This is a genomic window from Streptomyces broussonetiae (assembly GCF_009796285.1).
GTDB classification, from domain to species: domain Bacteria; phylum Actinomycetota; class Actinomycetes; order Streptomycetales; family Streptomycetaceae; genus Streptomyces; species Streptomyces broussonetiae.
The window spans coordinates 9158835-9181096 of sequence record NZ_CP047020.1 but is presented as its reverse complement, the minus strand read 5'-3'; the positions used below and the strand labels follow the sequence as shown (position 1 = coordinate 9181096).

At 70.6% G+C, this 22262-nt stretch carries 17 protein-coding genes and 2 pseudogenes; 4 read left to right on the top strand and 15 right to left on the bottom strand.

Annotated elements, in window-relative coordinates:
* Positions 1–19: 19 nt before the first annotated feature.
* From GQF42_RS41815 to GQF42_RS41785, 7 genes are all read right to left on the bottom strand, one after another.
* A complete protein-coding gene (locus GQF42_RS41815) occupies positions 20–343 on the bottom strand; it encodes an L-rhamnose mutarotase (RefSeq protein ID WP_158928803.1) in 324 nt (107 codons plus the stop codon).
* A complete protein-coding gene (locus GQF42_RS41810; RefSeq protein WP_158928800.1) occupies positions 340–1884 on the bottom strand; it encodes a sugar ABC transporter ATP-binding protein in 1545 nt (514 codons plus the stop codon). Before GQF42_RS41810 ends, GQF42_RS41815 begins: the two co-directional genes overlap by 4 nt.
* A complete protein-coding gene (locus tag GQF42_RS41805) occupies positions 1881–2957 on the bottom strand; it encodes an ABC transporter permease (protein WP_158928798.1) in 1077 nt (358 codons plus the stop codon). Before GQF42_RS41805 ends, GQF42_RS41810 begins: the two co-directional genes overlap by 4 nt.
* Positions 2954–4036 (bottom strand): ABC transporter permease, encoded by a 1083-nt coding sequence (locus GQF42_RS41800; protein ID WP_158928797.1) that lies wholly within the window; start codon positions 4034–4036, stop codon positions 2954–2956. Before GQF42_RS41800 ends, GQF42_RS41805 begins: the two co-directional genes overlap by 4 nt.
* Positions 4033–5121, bottom strand: a complete 1089-nt coding sequence (locus tag GQF42_RS41795) for a mandelate racemase/muconate lactonizing enzyme family protein (RefSeq protein WP_158928795.1) — start codon at positions 5119–5121, stop codon at positions 4033–4035. The genes GQF42_RS41800 and GQF42_RS41795 overlap by 4 nt, the downstream gene beginning before the upstream one ends.
* A gap of 34 nt (positions 5122–5155) precedes the next feature.
* Positions 5156–6250, bottom strand: a complete 1095-nt coding sequence (locus GQF42_RS41790) for a sugar ABC transporter substrate-binding protein (RefSeq protein ID WP_158928793.1) — start codon at positions 6248–6250, stop codon at positions 5156–5158.
* Between the two features lie 236 nt (positions 6251–6486).
* Positions 6487–8637: an alpha-galactosidase gene (locus GQF42_RS41785; protein WP_158928791.1), complete on the bottom strand. Its 2151-nt coding sequence runs from the start codon at positions 8635–8637 to the stop codon at positions 6487–6489.
* Positions 8638–8818: 181 nt separating this feature from the next.
* Between GQF42_RS41785 and GQF42_RS41780 the strand changes: the two genes are divergently transcribed.
* The 4 genes from GQF42_RS41780 to GQF42_RS41765 all read left to right on the top strand — a co-directional run bounded on the left by GQF42_RS41780 (position 8819) and on the right by GQF42_RS41765 (position 16069).
* A complete protein-coding gene (locus GQF42_RS41780) occupies positions 8819–10000 on the top strand; it encodes an ROK family transcriptional regulator (protein WP_199272981.1) in 1182 nt (393 codons plus the stop codon).
* A gap of 257 nt (positions 10001–10257) precedes the next feature.
* A complete protein-coding gene (locus GQF42_RS41775) occupies positions 10258–12135 on the top strand; it encodes an alpha-galactosidase D (protein WP_158928789.1) in 1878 nt (625 codons plus the stop codon).
* A 108-nt stretch (positions 12136–12243) separates the two neighbouring features.
* Positions 12244–14661 (top strand): glycosyl hydrolase family 95 catalytic domain-containing protein, encoded by a 2418-nt coding sequence (locus tag GQF42_RS41770; protein ID WP_158928787.1) that lies wholly within the window; start codon positions 12244–12246, stop codon positions 14659–14661.
* Positions 14662–14857: 196 nt separating this feature from the next.
* Positions 14858–16069 carry an SGNH/GDSL hydrolase family protein gene (locus tag GQF42_RS41765; protein WP_233273669.1) on the top strand — a complete coding sequence of 404 codons (1212 nt, stop codon included), beginning with the start codon at positions 14858–14860 and terminating at the stop codon, positions 16067–16069.
* Positions 16070–16145: 76 nt separating this feature from the next.
* On the opposite strand, the gene GQF42_RS41760 is transcribed toward GQF42_RS41765, so the two are convergent.
* From GQF42_RS41760 to GQF42_RS41725, 8 genes and pseudogenes are all read right to left on the bottom strand, one after another.
* Positions 16146–17144, bottom strand: coding sequence for a sugar kinase (locus tag GQF42_RS41760; protein ID WP_158928783.1), 999 nt, complete (start codon positions 17142–17144; stop codon positions 16146–16148).
* Positions 17141–17988: pseudogene (locus GQF42_RS41755) on the bottom strand (SMP-30/gluconolactonase/LRE family protein). The gene GQF42_RS41760 and the pseudogene GQF42_RS41755 overlap by 4 nt, the downstream one beginning before the upstream one ends.
* On the bottom strand, positions 17985–18617 hold the full coding sequence (locus GQF42_RS41750; protein ID WP_158931231.1) for a bifunctional 4-hydroxy-2-oxoglutarate aldolase/2-dehydro-3-deoxy-phosphogluconate aldolase: 633 nt from the start codon (positions 18615–18617) through the stop codon (positions 17985–17987). The pseudogene GQF42_RS41755 and the gene GQF42_RS41750 overlap by 4 nt, the downstream one beginning before the upstream one ends.
* 86 nt (positions 18618–18703) lie before the next feature.
* The gene (locus GQF42_RS41745) at positions 18704–19456 is read right to left on the bottom strand and encodes a hypothetical protein (RefSeq protein ID WP_325100399.1); all 753 of its coding nucleotides are present in this window, start codon (positions 19454–19456) and stop codon (positions 18704–18706) included.
* Position 19457: 1 nt separating this feature from the next.
* Complete coding sequence (gene dgoD, locus GQF42_RS41740; protein ID WP_158928781.1) at positions 19458–20603, bottom strand: galactonate dehydratase; 1146 nt, start codon at positions 20601–20603, stop codon at positions 19458–19460.
* Positions 20600–20821: pseudogene (locus tag GQF42_RS41735) on the bottom strand (FCD domain-containing protein); the annotation flags it as partial. The gene dgoD and the pseudogene GQF42_RS41735, both read right to left, overlap by 4 nt.
* A 12-nt stretch (positions 20822–20833) precedes the next feature.
* Positions 20834–21244: a nuclear transport factor 2 family protein gene (locus tag GQF42_RS41730; protein ID WP_158928779.1), complete on the bottom strand. Its 411-nt coding sequence runs from the start codon at positions 21242–21244 to the stop codon at positions 20834–20836.
* Positions 21245–21440: 196 nt separating this feature from the next.
* Positions 21441–21902 carry a winged helix-turn-helix transcriptional regulator gene (locus GQF42_RS41725; RefSeq protein WP_158928777.1) on the bottom strand — a complete coding sequence of 154 codons (462 nt, stop codon included), beginning with the start codon at positions 21900–21902 and terminating at the stop codon, positions 21441–21443.
* Positions 21903–22262: the final 360 nt, after the last annotated feature.

The window sequence follows — 22262 nt, the reverse complement described above, 5'->3', positions numbered from 1 at the left end:
GCACCCTCGTCGACCGGGCTCAGGGCATGAGGAACACCTGCTCCATCTCGGCCCACCACTGCCCCGGTTCCGCTTCCTCGACCGGCTGCTGGCAGGGGGCGGTCAGCCGCCACCAGGACTGCGTCGCCTCGTCGGCGGCCATCCGGGCCATGTCCGCGGCCAGGTCGTCGCCGTGGTACTCGAAGTAGCCGAACAGCAGGTCGCCGAGGAGGTGGATCGAGTAGTTGCCGATGTTGCAGTCCCGCAGTGTGTCCAGCACCGGCTGGGGCACGTCGCGGTGCAAGTCGCAGTACTTCTCGCGCAGTTCCGGGCGGATCCGGATCACCTGTGCCACACGCCTCATTCCGTGTCCTCCTTCGCGGTCACCGCCGACAGGGCGCGGTCGTGGATGATGCGGATGATCCGGCCGCTCATCCGTTCGTAGTCACGGTCATTGTCGACCTCGCCCCGGATGCGGTGGTCGGCCATGACCAGGACGCGGTCCGCCAGGGTGATCATCTCGGTGAGGTCGCTGCTGATCAGCAGAATCGGCAGACCTGAGCGGGCCAGCTCCCAGAGGAGTTCGTGGAAGGCGTGTTTGGTACGTACGTCCACACCCACGGTCGGCTCGTCGACGATCAGCAGCCGGGCGTCGGCCGCGAGCCATTTCGCCAGGCTCAGTTTCTGCTGGTTGCCCCCGGACAGTTCACCGGCGTTCTGGTCGAGGCCCGAGACACGGATACCGAGGCGCTCGACCAGGTCCTGAGCCACGTTCCGCTCCTCGGCGGCGGAGATCAACCCGAGGGCCCCGGCCAGCTTTCTCCACACGGTGACCGTGATGTTCCGGTGTACGGGCTGTTCGAGGAAGACGCCCTCCTCCTTGCGGTTCTCGGTCAGATAGCCGATGCCGAACTCGTGCAGCGCCTGGCGGGGGGACGCGATCCGGGCCGGCCTGCCGTGCATCCTGATCTCACCGCCGGTGATCCGGTCGAGGCCCACAACGGCCTTGACCAGCTCGCTGCGCCCGGCGCCGACGAGGCCGTAGAGACCGACGATCTCGCCGGGCCGCACCTGAAGTGAGATGTCCCGGTGGCCGTCGCCGGTGCAGACCCCGTCCAGCGCGAGAACGGGCGCGGCCGTGCGGTCCGGGGTGCGCGGACGCATCTCCGTCGCCGTGTGGACGCGGCCCACCATCAGGTTCACGACCTCGTCGTGGGTGTGACCCGCGAGCGGAGAGGACTCCAGCACCGATCTGCCGTCGCGCAGCACGGTGACGGTGTCGCAGATCGCGAAGACCTCTTCCAGCTTGTGGCTCACGAAGACGACACATGTGTCACGGGCCGTCAGCCGCCGTACGACGCCGAAGAGGCGGTCGGCCTCCTGGGGGGACAGCGAGGCGGTCGGCTCGTCGAGCAGCAGCACCTCGCTCCTCGTGTGGAGCGCCTTGGCGATCTCCACCAACTGCTGCTGGGCCACAGACAGTTCACGCACCGGCCGGAGTGGGTCGAGGTCCAGGCCCAGCTCCGCCAGGCAGCGCAGGGCCGGGGCCTTCATGGCCTGCCGGTCGACGAGCCCGCGGCGCGAGGGCGGGTTCTGCAGGGTGATGTTCTCCGCCACCGAGAAGTCGGGTATGAGGTTGCGTTCCTGGTGCACGACCCCGATGCCGGTCCGGGTGGCCTCCAGCGGCGAGTGCAGGCGCACCTCCTGGCCACGCCAGGTGAGCCGGCCGCCGTCGGGCGGGTGGACGCCGGTCAGCACCTTGATGAGGGTGGACTTCCCCGCGCCGTTCTCACCCAGCAGAGCGTGCACGGATCCGGCCGTCAGGCGCAGGCCGACGCCGTCCAGGGCCCGTACTCCGGGAAAGACCTTGACGATCTCCCGGCCTTCGAGAAGCACCTGGCTCATCGCGCGCCTCCCGGGTGCGGCAGGGCGGCATCGGCCGGCCGTCCTCGGCCCGCCGGTCCGGGCGGGGTGCGCCCCGGCGCCCTGCCCTTCGTATCCATGCGGGTCTGGTGGACGCGGCCACCGACCACGGTACCGAGCACGACCAGACCGATGAGGAAGTTCACCCAGCTGGGGTCGAGCGAGAACTGGGCGCGCGCGGCGTCGATGAGCCGCATGACGAACGCCGCCAGCACCGTGCCCAGCACCGCCACGGATCCGCCGTTGAGCGCGACACCTCCGATGATCGGAGCGGCGAAGCTCGGCAGCAGCCAGTCCCCGCCGACGCTGCTGTTGACGCCGGGCAACGACGCCGTCGCGGTCACGGCCGCGACGCCGGCCAGCAGGCCGGACAGGGTGTGCGCGAGCACGATCTGCCGGTCGGTGGAGATGCCCGACAGTCTCGCGGCCAGCGGGTTGCCGCCCGCCGCGAGGAGCCGGCGACCGGCGGTCGCGCGGTACATGAACGCGGCCAGCAGGGCCGCCGCTGCGAGCGCGGTGAGGAACACCAGCGGGAGGTTCAGCAAAGCCGCACGGCCGAAGTCCTTGAGGGCCGGCGAGTAGCCGTCGACGGTGCGTGTGCCGACCAGCCGGTACTGGGCTCCCAGCAGGATGGTCATCGTGGCGAGCGTGACGATGAAGCCGTTGATCCGCGTCGCCACGATGAACACTCCGGTCACCAGACCGACCAGTGTCGCCGTGAGGACGCCGGCCGCAACGGCGACCGGGGCCGGGACACCGCCGTCGGCCATGAGGACGCCCATCAGACAGGCCGCGCAGCCGCCCAGGGCACCGACCGCGAGGTTGAGCTGCCCCACGCACAGAGCGGTCATCTGTGCCAGCCCGATGAGGATGGGCGTGGCCAGGTACTGCAGGAAGGTCCGCACCGACGGCCCGTGGAAGAACTCGCCCGACGAGGCCGCGCCCAGGACGAGGTATCCGGCCGCTGTCACGCACAGCAGCGTCATGGTCGTGGAGCGGGAGAAGCGGCGCAGGGCCGCGCCGGTACGGGCTGCGGGGGCGTTGACGGTGATCACGTGGAGCGCACCACCTTGCGGTAGGACACGACGGTGCGTACCCGGTCGGCCGACAGGGCCAGCAGGAGGACACAGCCGAGGTAGATGTTCAGGCTCTCCAGGCCGACACCGAGCAGATCCAGGCCCTTGCGGATCACGCCGACCAGCGAGGTGCCCAGCAGGGCGCCGAGTACGGAGACGACGCCGCCGGTGAGCAGGGTCCCGCCCAGGACCGCGCCGAGGAACGAGGGCAGCATGAAGTCCTGACCGATGGAGGCGCGGAACGTGCCGGTGCTCACGGCGGCCATGAAACCGGCGAGTGCGGCGAGCAGTCCGGACAGGGTGTGCGCGAGGATCACGCGGCGGCCCGTGGGGATGCCCGACAGCTCCGCCGCCGCGGGGTTGGCGCCGGTGAGCAGCAGTTCCCGGCCCACCCGGGTGCGGGAGTACAGCACACCGAGGCCGCCCAGCGCCAGGACCGTGAACTGTGCCATCTGCGGGACGGCCGGGGATCCGCAGAGGCGACCGACGCAGATGTCGGCGAGCGAGGTGGTGCGCAGGTCCATGAGCCCGCTCGGCCGAGTGGTGAAGGCCGCGTTCTCGGTCAGCGCCGAGTAGAGCAGGGAGACCAGTCCCTGCAGGGCGAAGTCCATGGCCAGGGTGACCACGAAGGCACTGACGCCGGTACGGGCGATGATCCAGCCGGTCAGGGCGCCGATGGCGGCGCCGACGAACAGGCAGAGCAGCAGGCCGAGTTGGAGTGGAAGGCCGAGCCTGTCGTAGCCGAGGCCCGCGAAGAGGGCGCCGAAGGCGGCCATCCGGCCGACGGCGAGGTTCATGTGTCCCACGGACAGGACCACCATCTGCGCGAGCGCGACGACGGTCAGCGTCGAGATGTCCCGCAGCAGGGGGAACAGCACGAGCCGCTGGTCGAGGAACGCCGGCCGCAGGAGGCCGAACAGCGCGGCGAGAGCGACGGTGAGCACCAGGAGACCGAGGCGCTGGTTCACCCAGAACGGCAGCCGCCGGGCGGGCTGGGGCGCGGCCTTGGCTCGGTCGGTCCGACGGTCGTGCTCCGGGGTCGTCGCGGGTGCCTTCATGCCACCCTCCGGTTGTCGACGGCGTCCATGTCCCAGTCGATCCCGATGCCTGGCATGTCCGGTGCCACCGCGTGTCCGTGACGGATCATCAGTTCGGTGCGGGTCACGGCCCTCAGTTGCGGGATGTACTCGACGAACATGCCGTTGGGCACCGCGGCGGCCAGGCTGACGTGCAGTTCCATCAGGAAGTGCGGGCAGACCATGGCGTTGTGGCTCTCCGCGGTGTGCGCGACCTTCAGCCACGGAGTGATGCCGCCGATGCGTGCGGCGTCGACCTGTACGACGGAGGCCGCGCCCGACTCCAGGTAGGCGCGGAACTGCATGGCGGAGTACAGGGACTCACCGACGGCGACGGGAGTCCTCGTCGCGGCCGCCAGGCGGGCGTGTCCGCTGACGTCGTCGGCCGGAAGGGGTTCCTCGAGCCAGTACGGCCCGTACGGTTCGAGGGCGGCCGCGAGGTGGAGTGCCGAGGAGATGGTCTGTGACTGGTTGGCGTCGGTCATGATGTGCATCGACGGACCCACGGCTTCGCGGACGGCGCGCAGCCGCTCCGCGTCCTCCGCCACATGCGGCTTGCCCACCTTGATCTTGACGCCCGCCCACCCGGCCTTCTGCGCCTCGAGTGCCGAGCGGACCAGGTCGTCGGTGTCCAGGTGGAGCCAGCCGCCTTCGGTGTCGTAGAGCGGGACTTCCTGGCGGTGGCCGCCGGCCAGTCGCCACAGCGGTTCACCGGCGCGCCTGCACCGCAGGTCCCACAGGGCGGTGTCCACGGCGGCGAGGGCGAGGGAGGTGATGGCTCCGGTGGTCGTGGCCCGCGTCGTCGCGAACAGCCGCTGCCACAGGGCCTCGACGTTGCGGGCGTCCGCGCCGACGAGGAGAGGAAGCAGGTGCTCCCGGAGCAGGGCCAGCACCGACGATCCGCCGGTGCCGATCGTGTAGGCGTACCCGATTCCCTGGAGGCCGTCCCCGGTGGTGATCTCGACGAGGATCGTCTCCTGCTTGACGAAGGCCTGCACGGCGTCCGTGCGGTCCTTCTCCACCGCGATGTCGGCGAGCAGTGCCGTGGCGGTCGTGATGACGGTCATCGTAGGGGGCCGCTTTCCGTAGTGCCGTCGGCGGTCACTTGCAGACCAGGACGGTGTCGGCGAACTGCTTCTTGAGCTGCTCGGTCTTCGCCTTCCTGGCCGAGTCATAGGTGTGGACGTTCGCCTTGGTGACCACGAACGAGCCGGAGTCGATCGTCCGGCCCGGCCGGCGCATGGTGCACTGCTTCGTCTGCAGCAGCGCCAGCGCCCACGTCCCCACCTCGGCCTGTCCCACGGGGTTCTGTACGACGGTGGCGGCCACCGAGCCGTTCTCGATACCGCTGAGGATCTGTGCGTCGTCGTCGATGGCCACGACCTTGGCCTGGGAGCCGGTACTGCGGACCGCGTCGGCAGCGGCGACGGCGGGGTTGTAGGCGGTGGTGACAATGCCCTGGATCTGGTTGCCCTTGGCGGCGAGCAGGTCGGAGACCGCCTTCTGCGCGGTCTGCAGGTCCGTGTCGACGTCGGTGACGGTCTGCAGCAGCTTCACCTTGCCGCCGGACTCCTTCACCGCCTCGGCCACTCCCTTGATGCGCAACTGCGTGTTGGCGTCCACGTTGTTGCCGGTGAGGTGGACGAGCGTGCCCTTGCCGCCCATGGCCTCGATCGCGGCCTCGGCTGCTTTGTAGGCGGCTGCCTCCACGTCCGTGGACAGACAGAAGTCGGCCTTGTCGGTGCCTCCGGCCGGGCAGGAGGCGAGCGAGGCCACGGCGAATCCCTGTGACTTGAGATCCGCGAAGGTGGTGTTGATGTCGGTGGGCGACACCCCGAAGATCCCGAACGCGTTGTAGCCGCGGGCGGCCAGCGTGGAGAGCAGGTTGTCCTGCTTCTGCTGGTCCCACTCGGAGGTCTCGTCGAAGATCACGTCCCCGAGGCCGTACTTCTTCTTCGTCGCGACCCCCGCCGCCCTCCACGGCTGGAAGTACGGGTGGGCCCCGCCGGGCACGAGGGCCACCCTGATCCCCGACGCGTCGGCCAACTCGGCCGGTCCGGTACCGGACTTGGCGGCCACAGGGGCCTGGACACCCGAGGGCGAGCCGGAGTTCTTGATGGTGCAGGCCGCCGAACCCGCCATGAGGACAGCAACGGCGGCAGCTCCTGAGAGAACGGAACGGGTCGGGGGACGCATCTCCACCACTTCCCAGAATCACATAGGAAACTCGTAGGGCGATGGTCGGGCACCTACCGCCCTCCGTCAACCCATCGAACCGCAACAACCACGTTGGTCATCATGATACTGCAGCTCAAAGCGGTAATTGAATGGCCGTCAGGTCGAGGTGAGGCATCAGACTCCGACTGCGTCGACCTGTCGATCGACCACCACGCGCCGAAGGAAGGGGCAAAATCGTATAGGAAATTGAGGATTCAGTGGGAGCCTGTGCCTTCGGTCGTCATGTCGTCGACCCTGATCAGGTGCAGGGACGTACTGGACCAGTCACCGGTCGGCAGTTCGGGTGCGATGCCGTACCCGGTCAGTACGCAGGCGTGGTGGACGGCGCCGGTGGTGACGTCCCGGTAGCACGCGGTGGGGTCCAGTCCGGCGAGCCTGAGGGCGGGGCGCGGGGTGCCGTGGCGGGGTGCCCGCTGCCACACCAGCACAAGGACCTCGCGGCGGTCGGCCGTCGTGTACTGCACGGCGGTCGGCCCGTCGTCGACGGGGCCACGCAGCCGGTGCTGGACACCGTGCTGGACGATGTGACGGACCGTCTTGTACTGGGCCACCAGCTCCGCACCCTCGGACAGTTCCTCCGGTGTCCAGCGGGCAAGGTCGCCGCCCACCGCCAGGACCCCGGCCATGGCGACGTGGAAGCGGTAACGCAGCGGCACCGAGCGGCCGGTGAGCTGGTTGGGCACGTCCGTCACCCAGGCCGCCATCACCTGGGCCGGGTAGATCTGGCTGAAGCCGTGCTGGATGGAGACCCGGTCGGCCGCGTCGGTGTTGTCGGACGGCCACGCCTGGTCCGTGCGGGAGAGGATGCCCAGGTCGACACGGCCGCCGCCACCGCTGCACGTCTCGATGCGCAGCCCGGGGTGGTCCGCGCGCAGCCGGTCGATCACGTCGTAGAGGTGGTGCACGTACCGCGTCCACAGCAGGTCCTGCCCGTCCTCGCGGGCAGGCCAGCCGGCCTCGCTGAAGGCGCGGTTCATGTCCCACTTGAGGAAGTCGATCCCGTTGTCCGCGACCAACCGGGTCAGCCATCCGTACGCCCACTCGGCGACGTCGTCACGCGCGAAGTTGAGCACCAGCTGGTTGCGCAGTTCGGTGCGGGTGCGGTGCGGGAAGTGCAGTACCCAGTCGGGGTGCGCGCGGTACAGATCACTGTCGGGGTTGACCATTTCCGGCTCCACCCACAGGCCGAAGCGCATGCCGAGCCGGTGGACCTCCCCGACGAGCGGGACGAGCCCCCGTGGGAACCGCTCGGTGCCCGGGGTCCAGTCGCCGAGTCCGGCGCTGTCGTCGCGGCGGCCGCGGAACCAGCCGTCGTCGACCACGTAGAGTTCCACCCCGAGCTGCGCGGCCCGGACCGCGAGTGCCTTCTGGCCGGCCTCGTCGACCTCGAATCCGGTGGCCTCCCAGGAGTTGAACAGCACGGGGCGCATCTCGTCCGGGTGCGGGAGCACATGGCTTCTCACGTACGCGTGCCAGGCGCGGCTCGCGGCTGAGAACCCGCGGTCGGTGTACAGGCCCGCGAAGCGTGGGGTGGCGTACTCCTGGCCGGGGCCGAGCGGCAGTTCCGTTCCGTCGTGCCCCGCTCCACCCGTGCAGGACGTACGACCGTCGGGTGTGCGTTGCACGGTCAGGTGCCAGCTTCCGCTCCAGGCCAGGGCCGCGCTCCACACCTCGCCCCGGTCCTCGCCGCAATCGCCGGCGTCCAGCATCAGCCACGGGTTCGCGTGGTGGCTGGTGATGCCGCGCCGACTGGTGAGCACGGTCTCGCCGTGCGGGACCGGCTCCCGGTGCAGCAGGCCCTCGGCCGACCACTGGCCCGTGACATGACTGATCCGGTAGTGGTCACGCGGCGGCAGCGTCCAGGCGGCCGAGTCCGCGCGCAGTACGGCCATGGGCTGCCGGCCGGTGTTGCGCAGCACGGTCCAGCGCTCGACGACGTCCGTGTCGTCGTGGACGCGGTAGTGGAGCGCAACTGCCAGTGGGTAGTGGCGGTCACGGAACTCGAGGGCCAGTTCCTTCGTTCCGGGCGCCGGCTCGCCGATCCGGTGGCCCAGGTGCGCCCACTCGAAGGCCCGGGTGCCGTCGGCGAACCGTACCCGCAGGGACGGCACTCCGTACCGGGCCCCGCCGTCGACCGGCAGCTCCTCGCCGGCCGGGGAACGGCCCTCGAAACTGCTGACCTCCCCGGCCGGGAGCACCAGCCGACCGGCCGCCGCAAGGGTCAGCGGAGGCCCCCAGGCCAGGTGACAGGGTGCGCCCGTGGGGTCGATCCACAGTGCGTACGACGTGCGCGCAGTGGACAGCAGCCAGACACCCGAGGCGGGGTCGAAGGAGATCGCAGACATGGGTCCTCACGTGGGGAGAGCGCCACACAGAAGCAGTCTGCAGCCAACCCTTCCTTCGATCAGGTGTCAATGCACGCTCCCTGTCTGCGTTTTCCAGGTCCACCCTGGTCAACTCGTGTCCTTGAAAAGGACTGTGCTTAATTCATTGACAGCGAAAAAGAACCTCCCTAAGTTTCCGGCCATGCGCTCGGCCCCTTCCCACGAGGCAGCCCCGGCGATGACGCCGGCCGCTTCCCTGGTCTTCACCACCCTGCTCTCCCACGGTCCGCTCACTCGGTCCGAGGTGGCGCGGCGCACCCGCCTCTCTGCGGCCGCCGTCACCAAGGCGGTCCGGCCGCTGATGGAACTCGGCTATCTGGTCGAGGGTGTGCACGAAGCCGCACGGCCCGCCGTGGGCCGACCGGCCAACCTGGTGTGGGTGGACGGCGGGAGGGCACTGTTCATCGGCGTCAAGGTGACCGGCGACGAGATCATCGCCGTGCTGGCCGATCTGTGCTGCCGGGTCCGGGTCTCCCGGCACCTGCGGCTCACGGGCCGCAAGCCGGAGACCGTGCTCCCCGCCCTCACCGCGCTGGTCCAGGAACTGCTCACGGAGGCCGACGGATTCGGTGTGCGGGTGCGGGGGCTGGGCATCGCCATCTCGGGGGACGTGGACCGCTCGGACGGACTGGTCCGCTACTCGCCCTTCCTGGAGTGGCGGGACGTGCCGCTCGCCGAGATCGCCGGGACCGCGACCGGCCTGCCGGTCACGGTCGACAACGACGTGCGGGCACTCACCGTCGCCGAGCACTGGTTCGGGGCCGGAGTCGGACTCTCGGACTTCGCCCTGGTGACCGTGGGCGCCGGTATCGGCTGCGGCCTGGTGGTGAACGGGCGGGTGGTGTCGGGCGCGCACGGTGTGGCCGGCGAGATCGGGCATGTGTCCCTCGACCCGCTCGGACCGCTCTGCCACTGCGGCAACCGGGGATGCGCGGAGGCGATCGCGGCGGACCCCGCGATACTCCGCGCGGTGCGCGCGGCCACGGGCCGGCAGGTGCGGGACGCGGCCGAGGCACTGGACCTGGCCCACGGCAACGACCCCGGTGTCAGGGCGGTCTACGCACGGGCCGGTGAAGCCATCGGCAGGGCCATCGGCTTTCTGGTGAACCTCCTCGGTTCCGAACGGGTGATCATCTCCGGAGAGGGCCTGGCCGCCTACGACCTGGTCGCCGAGGGCGTCCAGGACGCGTTCGCCGCCTCCGCCTACGGAACCGCCGCGCAGTGCGACGTCATGACACGTCCCCTGCCGTTCGAGGAGTGGGCGCGGGGGGCCGCGGCCACCGCCATCCAGTCCTTCATGGGATCAGACATGTACGAGGAGTGACCATGCCGCGCGCTCTCATCACCGCGCCCCCCCGGTTGCCGGTGCACCGCACGCTCCGGCGACGGTTCACCGGCCGGCTCACCATCGGCTCGGGCAGCTGAGCCCCGGACCCGATGTCCCGGCCGCCGGGCTCACCCGGCACCTCGCTCGGGCGCCCCGCCCGGTGTCCCGCCTCCCGCTGCCCCGAACACCGCCCGTCCCGCACCGGACACCACCGCACGACACCGCTCATCTCACCCCGCCCCAGGAGGCGACCCATGCGGTCATCCCCGTACCGAGCCCTGCGCAGACACTTCTCCGGCCTTTCCCGTCGTAGCCTCGCGGCGGCGCTGGTTCTGGCCGTCACGACCGGGCTCGCCGCAGCCGTCCCGGCCGCCGCCACCCGGGCCGTGGCCGTCGGCTCCCCGTCCACCGATGCGGCCACCACCTCGGTCTCGACCACCCAGGACGCCGCCTCGGGCCTGGCAGCCAAGCCCTACATGGGCTGGTCCAGCTGGAGCATGCAGTCCTCCCAGTACCCGGGCCTGAACCCGAACGGCAACTACAGCTATCTCACCGAGGCGAACGTCCTGAAGCAGACGGACGCCCTCGCCACCACGCTGAAGAAGTACGGCTACGACCACGTCAACATCGACGCCGGCTGGTGGATGGACGGCAACTGGACGTCCGAGTTCGACCAGTACGGCAGGCAGACGCCCGACGCGGTCCGGTTCCCCCACGGGATGAAGTCGGTCGCCGACCACATCCACTCCCAGGGCCTCAAGGCCGGCATCTACCTGCCCGTCGGCCTGGAGAAGGGGGCGTACGGCGACGGCAAGGTGCCGATCCGGAACGCCCCCGGGTGCACCACCGCGGACGTCGTCTACCCGGATCTGCGCACCACCAACGGCTGGGACAGCGCCTACAAGCTCGACTTCGACAACCCGTGTGCACAGAAGTACGTCGACTCACAGGCGCAGATGCTCGCCGACTGGGGCTACGACTTCCTCAAGCTGGACGGTGTGGGCCCCGGCTCGTCCAAGTCCGGTGACAACTACAACAACGTCGCGGACGTCGCCGCCTGGCACCGGGCCATCGCCGCCGCCGGCCGCGCGATCCACCTGGAACTCTCCTGGTCGCTCGACATCGGCCATGCCGCCGACTGGAGGAAGTACTCCAACGGCTGGCGCATCGACACCGATGTCGAGTGCTACTGCAACACCCTGGTGACCTGGGAGAACTCGGTCAACGACCGTTGGAACGACGCCCCGGCGTGGAGCCGTCAGGCAGGCCCGGGCGGCTGGAACGACCTTGACGCGCTCGACGTCGGCAACGGGGCCATGGACGGCCTCACCAACGCCGAGCGGCAGAGCTACATGACCCTGTGGGCCATCAACAAATCGCCTCTGTTCACCGGTGACGATCTCACGAAGCTCGACAGCTACGGTCTCTCCCTGCTGACGAACGAGGAAGTCATCGCCGTCGACCAGAACACCTCGCCCGTCGCACGTCCCGTCACCCCGATGGGCGACCAGCAGGTCTGGGGGACCAAGAACCCCAACGGCACCTACACCGTCGCCCTGTTCAACCTCGCCGACGCGCCGGCCTCCGTCACCGCCGACTGGGCGTCCTTCGGCTTCGCCGGGTCGGCCTCCGTACGCGACCTGTGGAACCACCAGAACCTCAGGACGTACAAGAACAAGATCACCGAGACCCTGCCCGCCCACGGCTCCCGCCTGTTCATCGTCAAGCCCGGCGGCACCCCGTCGGCGACCACCAGTTACGAGGCCGAGTCCGCGAACAACACCCTGACCGGCAACGCCACCGTGGCCACCTGTGACGCGTGCTCCGGCGGCAAGAAGGTCGGCAACCTGTACCTCGACAGCAAGCTGCAGTTCAACGACGTCACGGTGAAGAAGGACGGCATCTACACCGTCAACGTCGCCTACGTCAGCGGCGACTCCCGCTCGGTGACCGTCTATTCCAACAGCGGCAACGGCACCAGTCTGAGGTTCCCCTCCACGGGCGACTGGGACACCGCCGACACCGTCAGCGTCCAGTTGGCCCTGAAGGCGGGCACCAACACCATCACGTTCGACAGCGGGTGGGACTACTCACCCGACATCGACAGGATCGACGTACCCAAGTCCGCCTGATCCCTGCCGCGGGTCCCGGGAACCGGCACCACCCGGGCCCGCACCGCATCCGCCGTTCCCGCATCCGCCGTTCCGCATGCGCCGTTCCCCGGACATGGAGTGCACACCGTGGACATCCAGCACACCGAATCGCGCGACAACCACCCGAGCCGCAGGGGCTTCCTCGCCCTCGCCGCCGCGGCCGGCACAGCCGCCGCCCTCGGCGGCCTGCCCACCTTCACCGCCTCGGCGGCTCCCCTGCGCCCCACCTCCTCACCCCTGCTGTCCACGGCAGCCGCCGCGAAGAACCAACTGTGGTGGCAGGCTCCCGCATCCTCCGGCTCGATGATCCGGCAGGGGCTGCCGGTCGGGAACGGGCGCCTCGGAGCACTCGCGGGCAACGACCCCTCCGGCGAACTGCTGATGATCACCGACGCCACCCTCTGGACCGGTGGCCTCAACGACACCCTGCAGGACGACGGCCAATTCCCCTACGGCCGCGACGACTTCGGCTCGCTGACCCTGCTCGCCGAACTCGGCGTCGACATCCCCGAGCACGACCTGGGCTCCGTCGACAACTACCGTCGCACCCTCGACCTGGCCCAGGGAGTCGTCAGCGCGTCGTACGACCTGTCCGGTGTCACCTACCACCGGCAGATCTTCGCCAGCCGCCCGGACGACGTCGTCGTCGCGTACTTCACCCAGCAGGGCGGTGGTACCTACACCGGCACCGTCTCCCTCACCGGCACACACGGCGAGTCCATCACCACGGACGGTGCCGGGCGCTGCGCCTCCTTCGGTGCCTCCCTCGCCAACGGGCTGAAGTACGGCGCCGCTGTCACGGTCCGCAGCAGCACCGGCAGGGTTGCCGTGAACGGGACGTCCATCTCCTTCAGCGGCTGCAAGGACCTCACCGTCGTGGTCAGCGGCGGCACCGACTACGCGCCGGATGCGGCCACCGGGTTCCGTGACCCGGCGCTGGACCCGCAGGGCCTGGCGCGGACCAAGGTCCTCGACGCGGCCGGTCACTCCGCCACCGCTCTGCTGCACACACATGTCGCCGACTTCCGGCCCGTGTTCGAGCAGTTGGGCGTCGACCTCGGCCCGTCGTCCGCCGCCCAGCGCAAGCTGGACACCTGGCAACGGGTGCAGGCACGCGACCGGGACAACGTCCCGGACCCGGAACTCGAAGCGGCCTACCTGCAGTTCGGCCGCTACCTGATGATCTCCGGATCACGGGGCAGCCTGCCGATGGGACTGCAGGGTCCCTGGCTGGACGGCAACGATCCGGACTGGATGGGCGACTACCACACCGACATCAACGTACAGATGAACTACTGGATGGCCGGCCGGGCGGGCCTGTCCGACTGCTTCGACGCCTTCGCGGACTACTGCCTCGCCCAGCTGCCGTGCTGGACGGACGTGACCCGGCGGCTGTTCAACAGTACGACCAACAGATACCGCAACTCCAGTGGAAAGATTGCCGGTTGGACCGTCGCCATCTCCACCAACCCCTACGGCGGTGGCGGCTGGTGGTGGCACCCGGCCGGCAACGCCTGGCTCTGCCACAGCCTGTTCGAGCACTACGAGTACACCCAGGACCGCGCCTACCTCGACAAGATCTATCCGCTCCTCAAAGGCGCCGTGGAGTTCTGGGAGGCCCGTCTCCTCACCACGACCGTCACCGACGCCTCCGGATCCTCGCGCGAGGTCCTCATCGCGGACAGCGACTGGTCCCCCGAGCAGGGGCCACTGGACGCCAAGGGCATCACCTACGCCCAGGAACTGGTGTGGAACCTCTTCGGCAACTACCACACCGCAACCCAGGTGCTCGGCAGGGACACCTCCTACAGCGCGACCGTCGACGGCCTGCGTGAGCGCCTGTACCTGCCCGTGGTCAGCCCTGAGACCGGCTGGCTGGAGGAGTGGATGTCGCCCGAGAACCTCGGCGACACCACCCACCGGCACCTCTCCCCGCTCTTCGGCCTCTTCCCCGGCGACCGCATCCGCCCGGACGACTCCACCCCGAAGGACATCCTCGCCGGCGCGACTGCCCTGCTGACCGCACGCGGCATGAACAGCTACGGCTGGGCCAACGCCTGGCGCAGCCTGTGCTGGGCGCGGCTGAAGAACCCGGAGAAGGCCTACCAGCTCGTTGTCAACAACCTGAAGCCGTCGGTGAACGGCAGCAACGGCAGCGCGTCGAACCTCTTCGACATCATGGACATGGGCCAGGGCCGCGGCATCTTCCAGATCGACGCGAACTTCGGCACCCCTTCCGCGATGATCGAGATGCTGCTCTACTCGCGGCCGGGCCATGTCGAATTGCTGCCCGCGTTGCCCGCCGCGTGGGCCGCGTCCGGCTCGGTGTCCGGCGTCGGCGTCCGCGGCGGCTTCGTCGCCGACCTCAGGTGGAGGAACGGCAAGGTCACGCAGGTGACGCTGAAGAGCGTCGGCGGCCGTGACACGACCGTCTTCGCGGGCAGCAGGTCACGCAGGATCAGCCTCAGGCCGGGTGAGTCCGTCACCTTGGCCAACCTCGGCTGAGACCGACGGCAGACGCGACCGTACGGCCCGTCCGGCCCACGCGACACTTCGAGCGGTGCCGGACGGGCCAAACCTCCCCGCCCCGTGGGGGATTCGGACGACGAGCAGAGTGGAGAGATCGACCATGTCCCGGGACAAGAGAAGAACGGCGGCGGATCGCCAACCGCGTCACAGGTCCTTGCTGACCGTGTGCGGCGTGCTGACCGGCATGGCCCTCGCGGTCGTTCCGTTGAGCACCGCGCACGTGGCACACGCCGCCACGTCTTCGCCGCAGGGCAGGGGCACACGGGTCAGTGCCTGGTCGCCCGGTATGACGACCGGTGGCCCGTCCTTCGCCAACCAGACCATCCGTATGGTGGTGCACAGCAGCGTCGCGGGCTCCGGCGCCCGCATCACCCTGTCCAACCGGTACAGCACCACCCCGCTCGACGTCGGCGCCGTGGACGTGGCTGTCCAGGCGAGCGGTGGACAGGCGACGCGCGGCACCATACGCAACGTCACCTTCGGCGCCTCGCGCCATGTCACGATCCCCGCCGGCGACGAGGCCGTCAGCGACGTCGTCCCGATCCCGGTCAGCGCGGGTGAGAACCTGCTCGTCAGCATGTACGTGCCCGGCACCACGGGAATGTCGACGTGGCACTCCGACGCATTCGACACCACCTACATCGCCTCCGGCAACCACACCGGGGACGACAGCGCCGCCGCGTTCGGCACCACCACGACCTCCTGGTACTACCTGGCGGGGCTGGACGTCGTGTCGCCGACCGCCAGGGGCTCCGTCGTCGCCTTCGGGGACTCCATCACCGACGGCTACCACTCCTCGACCGGCACCTACAGCCGCTGGCCGGACTTCCTCGCGCGCCGACTGCTCGCCGAACCGGGCCCGCAGAGGCTGAGCGTCGTCGACTCCGGCATCGGCGGCAACCGGGTCCTCACGGACGTGCCCAACCCGTGGCAGGGCGTCAGCGCCCTCAAGCGCTTCGGGCACGACGCCCTCGGCCAGGCGGGCGTTCGGGATGTCATCCTCTTCGAGGGAATCAACGACATCGGCAACAACGCCGGTCCCGAGGGCCGGCCGCTGACCGCCCAGGACCTCATCGACGGCTACCGCACCCTGATCGACGAGGCACACTCCGCCCACGTCCGCGTCATCGGTGCCACCCTGATGCCCGACGAGGGCAACGGCTACTACACACCCGCCGCCGAGGCCATCCGGCAGAACGTCAACCGGTGGATCCGCACCAGCGGCGCCTTCGACGGCGTCATCGACTTCGACCGGGCCATGCGTGACCCCTCGAAGCCCGCCGCCCTCGACCCCGCCTATGACTCGGGCGACCACCTCCACCCCGATGACGACGGCATGAAGGCCATGGCCGACGCGATCGACCTGCGGCTCCTGCGCACCTGACGCACACGGGTACCCGCACGCCCCCGCCGAGTGGCTGCCCCACGGGGGCGATCGAGCGGCCCGGGCCGACGGCGCTTCACACCGCCGTCGGCTCGAGTCCCGCCCAGCCCTCGTCCGTCAGCTCCAGCAGCCGCTCAATCGTGTCCGTGTCGGGCAGCGGCCCGTGGTCCGCGCTCGCCTTGAGCGCGGACGACGCCGTGATGTGGCCGAGCCGCAGGGCACGCCGCAGGTCCCCGCCGTCCAGCAGTCCGGCGAGGAAGCCTGCGGCGAAGGCGTCGCCCGCGCCGACGGGCTCCACGACCTTCGTACGCAACGCCGGTACCGTGCACGCGCCCTCGCCGCCGAAGGCGGTGGCGGACCGAGCACCGTCCTTGACGACAAGGATGCGAGGACGAGGCAACAGCCCCCGAACGCCGGTCGTTCGGAGGTCGGATCCCCACAGGCCCTGTGCCTCGTCGAGTCCGACGAACACGATGTCGGCGCGGTCGGCCAGGTCACGCAGCACGGTGGCGGCCGTGCCGTCGGGCCAGAGCACGGGGCGGTGGTTGACGTCGAAGCTGACCGCGTACGGCCGTGCGCGCTGCGGGCTGCCCAGGGCGCGTTCCACCAGGTTCCGGCAGGAGGCGGACAACGCCGGAGTCACCCCGGTCAGGTGCAGCAGGGAGGCGGACCGCATCCGTTCGTCGTCCAGGACGCCGGGACCGAGGGCCGAGGCCGCCGAGCCGGACCGGTAGTAGTGCACGCGGGTGCGGTCCGGGCCCGGGTCCTTCACCAGCAGGCCCGTGGGACGCTCGGGGTCGGTGCGTACGCCGGTGACGTCGACGCCCGTGGCGGCGATGGCGGCACGCACCCGCCGGCCGAACGCGTCGTCGCCGAGCGCCGACAGCCAGGAGACCGGACGCCCCAGTTCGGCCAGGTACATCGCCACGTTCGACTCCGCACCGGCGACCGACACACGCAGGTCCCGGGCGCCCTCGAGGGGCCCGGGCGGCGTGGGGGCCAGGGCCGCCATGGTCTCGCCGACACACACCACGGGCCCGTCGGCCGGACGCCACACAAGTGTCCCGTGCGTCATACGGCCTCCCCCGCCGGACGGAAGCCGACAGCGGGCGGACCCGGCACGTCGACCCGCGTGGTGAACAGGGCACCGTCCTCGGGGCCGGGGTGGGTCAGGCCCACGCGGGCCGAGGTGATGTGCAAGAGGTCCCCCTGCAGGCAGACTCCGGCGGGCTGCCGGGCGGGCAGCCGCAGGGTGCCGTCCGGCAGGTAGCGGCGTACGGTGCCGGTTCCCCACACCGCTGCCCACACGGCGCCCTCGAGATCGACCACCATGCCGTCCGGGCTGCCGTCGGCCACGGTGGCGAAGGTCCGTGCTGCGCCGAGTTCACCGGTGGCAGGGTCGACCTCGTGGCGGCGGAGGACGCCCCGGGCACTGTCGGCGAGGTACAGGGCGGTGCCGTCGGACGTGAAAGCCGGCCCGTTGGGCACGGTGATGCCCTCGAGCACCCGGGTCACCGTGCCGTCCTGGTCGACCCGGTCGAGCGCACCGGCCCCCTCGTGAGCCGTGCAGGCCATGCTGCCCGCCCAGAACCGGCCCGCGGGGTCGGCGGTGGCGTCGTTCATGCGCATCGGCAGGGGGGCGTCCGCCTCGGGCCGGGCCGGCCAGGAGACGGATCCGTCGGGGGCAAGGAGGCAGATCCCGGTTCCCGCGGCGGCGATCCAGGTGCCGGGGCGGCCGGCCACCTGGGCCACCGCGCCCAGGAGGATGGGCAGTTCGGCCAGTTGTCGCAGGGGCGCGGCAGGCTCGTCGGGCACGGCGAGCGCCGGCCGGCGAGGATGTCGACGAGCACGAGCCCTTCGCCGGTCCAGCGGATGCCTTCGCCGAGTTCCAGCCGGTCCGGACGCACAGGCTCGCTCACGGCGTGAACTCCTCGGCGAGGGCGCGGAAGGCACGGGCGCGGGCGCGCAGGTCGGTGAGGCTTCCACCGTCGGCGGCATCGCCGACCAGCGGGGAGCCGACGCCGACGGCGGTCGCCCCGGCGGCCAGGTAGGCGCGGGCGGCGTCCTCGTCCACCCCGCCCACGGGCACGAACGGCTCGTGCGGGAAGGGTCCGCGCAGGGCTTTGAGGTAGCCGGGCCCGCCGGCCTGGGCGGCCGGGAAGATCTTCAGCGCGGCGGCACCGAGACCGCGTGCGGCCACGATCTCGGTCGGGGTCATCACACCGGCCAGGACCGGCATGCCCGCCTCGATCGCCGCGCCGATGCCCTCGCCCAGCGCGGGAGTGACGGCGAAGTCGGCGCCGGCCTCACGGGCGGCCCGGGCGTCGGAGGCGGTCAGTACGGTGCCGGCGCCGAGGGGGCGGCCGGGGCCGAGCGCCTGCCGGGCCCGCTCGATGACGGTCAGGGCGCTCTTGCCGGTGAGCGACACCTCGACGAGTTCGATGCCCTCCTCGGTCAGGGTCAGTACGGTGCGCAGCGCGGCGTCGGGGTCGTCACCGCGCACGATCGCGACGAGACGGTGCGCGGTCAGAGCCGCTCGCAGGTCCATGAAGCCGGGGTTTCCAATCGTTGCGGGTTCGGTTCGTTGCGGGTTCGGTTGGACGGGTCGGAGGCAGGCACAGCCGTCGCTCAGGGTCAACCGCCGGCGCACCTCGCCGGTCGCGGGTACGACGGCCGCATCGCCGGCACCGGCTTCGGCGAGGTCGAAGACGCGGCCGAGCATCGGCTCCACACCGGTGCTGCGGTAGGGGCGGGAGGCGGGAAAGCCGCCGAGATTGCGCCACGGGGCGACGAGAGCGGCTGTCCGTCGGCCGCCACGGTCGGGGACAGCCGGTGCCGGCCGTCGTGCACGCAGCAGCGGGCGGTGTCCACGACCGCTCCGACCGCGGTGCCGTCGTCGGGCCCCAGGTGGTCCAGCCGGACTCCGCCGGGCGCGGGCCAACTGCCCTGCACGCACGGCTCCGGGTCGGGGTAGAGGCGGGTCCGCGCTCCTGCGCGCAGGTGCAGGGTGGCCCGCTCGGAGAGGTCGAGCAGGCCATGTGCCGCCCGGACGAGGCGGTAGCCGGGATCGGCCGTGAGGACGTAGTCGGCCTCGGCGCCACCGGCCGTGGAGCGGATGGCCCGGGTCAGCGCGAACCGCTCGCACCGCACGCTCTGTGTGCCGTTGCCGTCGTCCGTCCAGGTACGTGACCAGGCGTCGCCGTGGTCCGGTGTACCGCGGACGGTGGGCACGCACTCCTCCAGTCCGCCGGCGTCCACGAAGGCGTCACCCGGTGCCACGTCCGCGCGCAGGGGGTCCGCGCGCCGCCACAGCCACTCCCGCGAACCCGCGCGCAACGAGGTCCACCGGCCACCGTGCGCGGGGCCGGTGAGGATCTCGAGCGGCATCTCACCACTCCGCGAAGGAGCCGTCGGAGTGCCGCCACACGGGGTTGCGCCAGGCGTGCCCACTGCGGGCGGCGGCGCGTACGGCGGCCTCGTCGACCGTGACGCCCAGGCCGGGGGCGTCGCAGCGGGGCGCGTGTCCGGCCACGAAGCGGAAGGGCTCGGGGTCGACCACGTACGACAGCAGGTCGGCGTCCTTGTTGTAGTGAATGCCGCGGCTCTGCTCCTGGATCAGGAAGTTGGGGGTGGCGAAGGCGACTTGGAGACTGGCCGCCAGGGCGATGGGGCCGAGGGGGCAGTGCGGGGCGAGCTGGGCGCCGTAGGTCTCGGCGAGCGAGGCGATGCGGTGGACCTCGGAGATCCCGCCGGCGTGCGAGAGGTCGGGCTGGGCGACGGCGACGCCCGCGGCCAGGACCGGCAGGAACTCGGCGCGTCCGTAGAGGCGTTCGCCGGTGGCGAGGGGCACGGTACCGGCGGCGACGAGGCCCGGCAGCAGATGGCTGTGTTCGGGCAGGATCGGCTCTTCGACGAACAGGGGGTGGAGCGGGGCGAGTTCGGCCAGGACACGACGGGCGGTGGCGGCGGTGAAGCGGCCGTGGAAGTCGACGGCGACATCGCGGTCCGGGCCCAGGGCCTCGCGGGCGGCTGCCACGCGGGCGACGACGGCCGCGGTCTCGGAGGCGGTGGCGACCGGCGCGGTGGGGCCGGCCGCGTTCATCTTCACCGCGGTGAAGCCGGCCTCGACCTGGGCGGCTATCTGCTCGGTGAGTGCGGCGGGCTCGTCGCCGCCGACCCAGGCGTAGACCCGGACCCGGTCACGTACGGGGCCGCCGAGCAGGGCGTGCACGGGGGCGCCGTAGGTCTTGCCTGCGATGTCCCACAGGGCCTGGTCGAGGCCGGCGACGGCGCTCGACAGGACCGGGCCGCCGCGGTAGAAGCCGCCCTTGGTGAGCACCTGCCAGTGGTCCTGGATGCGCAACGGGTCCTGGCCGACGAGGTGTTCGGCGAGTACGTGCACGGCGGCCCGGACCACTTCGGCCCGGCCTTCGACCACGGGTTCGCCCCAGCCGACGACACCCTCGTCGGTCTCGACTCGGCAGAACAGCCAGCGCGGGGGGACGAGGAAGGTTTCTATGCGGGTGATCTTCACGGGGTGCGGGAGCCTTCCGTCTCGTCGTGATGACCGGTCTCGTCGTGCCGGCCGATGCGGTCCAGGTCGCGTCCGGCCTTGTCGAGCAGGGCCCGCATGGCGGCCTCGGCGGCATGCGGGTCGCGGGCGCGCACCGCGTCGAGGACGGCGCGGTGGGCCGACACGGGGTCTGGGCTGTACGGGGAGCTGTGCACGATGCGGTCGCGGTGGGCCAGGCCCCACGGCCCGTGTCACATGACGGCGTCGGTCCGCAAGGGACCGGCGGTGATGCGCCAGGTCTTGATGTACGCCGGCGCTCCGGACTTCGTACCGTCCGCGCCGAGTTGGAAGATATGCATGAACGGGGCGCGTACGACGACGTCGGGCCGGGTCTTCTTCGCCATGGTGGCCTCCCCGCGCAGGAGGTGGACGCCGTCGGCAGCGGTCCAGCACTCGAGTACGCGGTGCGTGATGTTCAGTGGCGCGTCGATCCGGACGAAGAAGGCCTTGATGGCCTCGACGCCGACCACATGCTCGGTTCCGAAGTACATCTCCGTGTCGTCCGTCATGCGCGCGAAGCCGTCGCCGAAGCGGAGCGTGTCGATCTCATTCATGATCCGCAGCACCCATTCCGGTGCCGCAGCGGGAGTTGCGATGCCCATGGTCGTCACCCTCGGCTCTCGTCAGGACGCGGCGGACACACGGTGGCGAGAAAGGCGTCGACCTCGCCGGGGTTCCCGGCGCGACTGCGGCAGTACCAGTACGGGTTGCCCAACGAGTCGGCCGTCACCGCGATCCACTCCTCTCACGCCAGCACATCCGTACTAGTAGCGTATCGCTACTAGTCAGTGGAGAACACTAGGAGTCCTCGCCATGCTGCGACGCCAGGGGCACGAGAGCGGAGGCCTCGATGGGCTGGTGACAGTTGCTGCACGCGAGATACGGATCGGTCTCTCGGCCGCAGGCGGTGTGCAACAGAGGTCGGGCGTCGGCGTCCTGGACGTCGGCCCGGCTCTCCGCCCAGCGGGTGACAGCGACGATCGCGGGAACGACCAGTTCGCGTGCGGCGTCGGTGAGTTGGTACTCGTACCACGCCTTGTCGGGCCGGTACGCCCGCTTCTGCAGCAATCCCATCTCGGTGAGGTCGCCCAGCCGTGCGGTCAGCATGGTCGCCGAGATCCCCAGGGCACGCTTGAGTTCACCGAACCGGCTGACACCGAAGAAGACCTCTCTGAGGATCTGATAGTTCCAGCGCTCCGAGATCGAGGCGAGGAAGGCCTGCCCGTGCTCATAGGTGACGTGTTGCGTTCGCCCGGTCATGACGGCCCCTCGATCGACGGCATCCGGTAACAACCCGAAACTACTCTTCACTCGGTACCGGCCGACACCGGGGCCGATACCGATACAGCCAGGTCGGCGACCGCAGCGTCCACCCCCCCCCCGATGCCCGCCGATTCCCGGGGCTGCGGAGTCGGGCGTCGTGGCCGACTCGTCCCGACGGGCGCGGGCCCTGCTCGACGAAGCCGTTGCCTCTCGCACCGAGCGCCTTTGCAACCGGCCGGTAGAGCGCATGCCGGCACGGATCCGCCGACCTGCGGGCACACCGGAGGCCACGACCTGTGCTCTGCGTTCCGGGAGCACGCCGTCCGCACCGGACAGGGCCATCAGCTCGCGCTCCGC